General features: G+C 46.5%; 4 protein-coding genes. 2 read left to right on the top strand and 2 right to left on the bottom strand.

Going from position 1 to position 3,853, the window contains the following annotated elements:
* Positions 1-1,717, top strand: a 1,717-nt coding sequence (locus GRP75_RS21040) for a glycosyl hydrolase 115 family protein (RefSeq protein WP_160790271.1), incomplete at its 5' end; no start/stop codon positions are given.
* A gap of 360 nt (positions 1,718-2,077) precedes the next feature.
* On the opposite strand, the gene GRP75_RS29320 is transcribed toward GRP75_RS21040, so the two are convergent.
* The gene (locus GRP75_RS29320) at positions 2,078-2,332 is read right to left on the bottom strand and encodes an MFS transporter (protein ID WP_075154430.1); all 255 of its coding nucleotides are present in this window, start codon (positions 2,330-2,332) and stop codon (positions 2,078-2,080) included.
* Positions 2,333-2,422: 90 nt separating this feature from the next.
* Between GRP75_RS29320 and GRP75_RS21030 the strand changes: the two genes are divergently transcribed.
* Entirely contained in the window at positions 2,423-3,301 is an 879-nt protein-coding gene (locus GRP75_RS21030) for a LysR family transcriptional regulator (RefSeq protein WP_202404244.1), read from the top strand.
* Positions 3,302-3,387: 86 nt separating this feature from the next.
* Here GRP75_RS21030 and GRP75_RS21025 read toward each other — a convergent pair.
* On the bottom strand, positions 3,388-3,853 hold a 466-nt coding region (locus GRP75_RS21025; protein ID WP_272917229.1), incomplete at its 5' end, for an FGGY-family carbohydrate kinase.

The following is a 3,853-nucleotide window of genomic DNA, read 5'->3' as shown; positions in this document are numbered from 1 at the left end:
GGAGCTTCTCCCGCCTAAGCGGGATACCATCATTGTGCCGAGTCTGAATGTTGACAGTATACCGTCCAAGGTCCGATATCGGGGATGGTTTGTCAATGATGAGGTATGCTTGATTGGCTGGAAGGATGATTATCCACCGACGGAGCAGGTGTGGCAGCCCGTTTTTGAAGCGTTACTGCGGTGCGGTGGAAATATGGTGATTCCCGGAACCGATTTACCACGCATAGGTATCCATCATAAGCTTGCAGCAGACATGGGCTTATGGATCACACATCATCATGCCGAGCCGTTGGGGGCGGAAATGTTTTTGCGCGCCTTTCCGGGTAAACAAGCTAGCTACAGAGAGCATCCCGAGTTGTTTGAACAGCTGTGGCAGGAAGCGATTGAACGACAGAAGGAAGAGAAAATTGTATGGGTATTGTCTTTTCGCGGGCAGGGTGACAAGCCATTTTGGGAAGATGATCCTTCCTTTAATACGCCGGACAAACGCGGACAATTAATATCGTATGTGGTTCGCAAGCAGTACAATATGATCTGTGAATTTGTGGAGCAGCCCGTGTGCTGTATGGCGATGTATGGTGAGATTGCCGAGTTATACAAGCAGGGGCATATTGAAGTACCCGAAGGGGTGATCAAAATATGGGCAGACAATGGTTACGGTAAAATGGTATCTCGGCGCCATGGGAATCTCAATTATCGTGTACCAGCATTGCCCGAGGCGCAGGATGGGGGCAAAAATGGAGTATATTACCATGTGACCTTCCACGACTTGCAAGCGTCGAACCATCTTACCCAATTTCCTTCCTCAGCCAGCTTGATTGTAGAGGAATTGACAGCAGCGTTTACTACAGGGGCGGACGAGTATCTGCTGGTCAATTCAGGTAATATTTTGCCGCATGTATATACGCTGGATTTAGTAGCAAATTTATGGACGAATGGTAACGTGGATACCGAAGAGCAGCTTACTGATTTTATCGGGCGGCTGTACAGTAGTCAGCTTCAAGAGATTTCCCAATTATACCGGGATTATTCCCGTTGCACTATCGTTTATGGCCCGCATAAGGATGATCGAGCAGGGGAGGAATTCTATCACCATCCGGCTCGGCAAATTATGGGGTATTGGCTACAAGGCAAAGAAAGCAGTGATGAACGGCTGTACTGGGCTACTGGAGAAAGGCCTTTTCCTGAACAGGTACGCTGGTTCAAGGAAAAAGCCGAGTCGACAATCCCGGATTGGGTTGAACTACGAGAGCGGTGTCTACGAATAATAAAGCAGTTGCCTGAAGATGAATGTCGCAGGCTGTATAATCAACTGCTTGTGCAGATTGAACTGCATCTGAGTGGTTCACGTGGACTGGCAAGCTTATGTAGCGCTTATGGGCTGTTCCTTGAAAAAGATTACCCACGAGCATTTATACAAGCTTCTCATGCCGTTTGGAGCTACCGGATGGGTAAAGAAGCGTTATCGCTCGCAGGAACTGGAAGATGGGAGCATTTCTACCGGGCAGATTGGTTAACCAATCTAGATAACACTATTTCTCATGCAGACACTGTGCGGAGATTTCTTCGTCTTCAGGGAGACAGTCCGGATATGTTCCTGTGGTCCAAACAATATTTAATGCCAGAAACAGAGAAATATATCTACCTGGAGAATACGCATCGCAAGCCCCTTCCCGATGATGAATTGGCACGCTGTCTGGAGAAGGTATTATATTAAAAGGATCTTAGAACTTCTATGACTTCTGATAAAAGAACCTTCCAATCCATGAAGTTAGATGGACAGGAAGGTTCTTTATAACCTGATCTACATATTCGTTGAGCTTCTTGCCAAGTGTGGATGTGATTCTCAGCCATCTAACCGTCAATGTTTTTATAGGGCAATAGGTATTTCTTGGGGGAGAACTCGTGATTCTTAGCACGCCACGAAACTATGAAGGCAAGTAGCATAAGAATCAGTAACGCTCACGGGAAAGAGCTGCTTCCAAGTGTCTCCAGAAGAATTTCGCCAAGCAAACCGCCTCCACCAATGGCCAAATTCCAAGCGGTTACAAGCATAGACTGTGCCACATCTGCGCTCTCACAAGGCAACAGTTAAATAGACAACAGCAGGTTGGTGACTTCTGATTCCCAGCGCCAAAGATGCGATAGCGAAGCCGAAGGTACTCACAAGTACCAGTAGACGCAGCCAGCGGTCAATGAATACACCGATCAACCCGATTCCGGCAACCGAAGTTATTCCAAAAATAAGCAGCACCACATCTGTTTGGGAAGCCAGTCCAGCTTGATTTAGATAGGGAGCGATATAGGTGTAAAGAATATTATGCGCTAGCACCCAAATTAAAACGACAGTTAAAGGTATATTTGATATAACTGAAATACTATTATTTCATGGAGGGAATAACCGTATGGTTATAACGGGTGTATGTCTGTGAATATGAATCATCTTGAAGTGTTTATGAAGGTTGCGGAGAAAATGAATATGACGGAGGCTGCCAAAGCGCTGTTTATTTCCCAGCCTGCGGTTAGCAAGGCTTTGATCCAATTTGAAAATACTTTGCAGGTGAAATTGTTTATTCGCGACAAGCAGAATGGACTCGTACTGACCGAAGTGGGAAAAGAAATGCTGAGTCTGGCTAGACAAATGAAGGAAATCGAAGATAAAATGGTTCAGCTTGCGTGTCAGGAGAATAAGCTTTTACGCGGTAAAGTAAAAATAGGCTCCTTCCCGGCAGCCTCTACGAACTTGCTTCCAGAAGCGATCTGCTTATTCCGCTCCCAATACCCCGATGTCACCATTGAACTGATGGAAGGAAACTCGAATCAAATTAAACAATGGGTGGAGGATCGCACTGTTGAAATTGGAATAGTAGTTTCTCCTTTCGATCATTATGACGTCCATATTCTTGAACACGATTCCATGGTTGCTATCATGCCGGAGAATCATCCATTGCAAGCAGAACATGAGGTTTCTCTGGAACAGAACAGGAACGGCCTTATCTTCTGTAAAGGAGGACATGAATCTGCTGTATTAAACACCTTGCATGAGCAGCAAATTCCTTTTCAGGAGAGTCTCACGGTCCAAACGGCTGAAACCTTAGTCCATATGGTCCAAAAAAAGTTGGGCATTGGCATTATATCGAAGTTTACGCTTTCCTCGGTGTCCCATACACTAATCGTTAAAGAGATCATTCCCCAAATTTCGCGGGATATCGGAATTATCGCGCATTCTTTTGATGAAGCGACCCCGGCAGCCCGTGAGTTTGTAAAAGCGTTGGGTCAGTTATATCGTTCGAGTGAGTAACTTAATAAAAGGGCCTTTGTAAAAGCAAGGGCCCTTTTTGTTTGGTTTGTATTGGGGAGATATGAGGAATGGAGTACAGAGATTATTTATAAAACGGGAGATTCATGCTGTTGTTGCAATACAGACTGAACAGCCCGCTGCCAGCCAGTATAATATTTCTCTCTGGTAGCCTCATCCATCTTTGGTTCGTATGCTTCATACATTTCAAGATTGGAAGCGATTTGCTCTGGATCGGACCAAAAGCCTGTGCCGAGCCCACCGAGATAGACCGAACCCATGGCCGACAGCTCGGCACATGTGGATCGGGTCACAAGGTTGCCCAGAATATCGGCCTGAAATTGCATCAGCCAAGTGTTGGAGGAAGCCCCGCCGTCCGTGCGCAGGCCGACCAACTCAATCCCGGACTGTTCCTGAATAAACTCTATAGCGTCCCGTACTTGGTAAGCGATGCTCTCCAGCGCAGCCCGGACGATGTGTCCTTTGCCAGTTCCACGGTTCATACCGATAATTGCCGCCCGGGCGTAGGGATTCCAATAGGGAGCGCCCATTCCG

The organism is Paenibacillus sp. OT2-17 (assembly GCF_009827695.1).
GTDB lineage: Bacteria > Bacillota > Bacilli > Paenibacillales > Paenibacillaceae > Paenibacillus > Paenibacillus polymyxa_B.
The sequence above is the reverse complement of the archived record's forward strand: the minus strand, read 5'-3'. Positions and strand labels throughout refer to the sequence as shown.

What these genes read in the sequence shown, in the direction of transcription:
- GRP75_RS21030 (WP_202404244.1), top strand. Translation starts at nt 2,423, where the DNA reads ATGTCTGTGAATATGAATCATCTTGAAGTGTTTATGAAGGTTGCGGAG.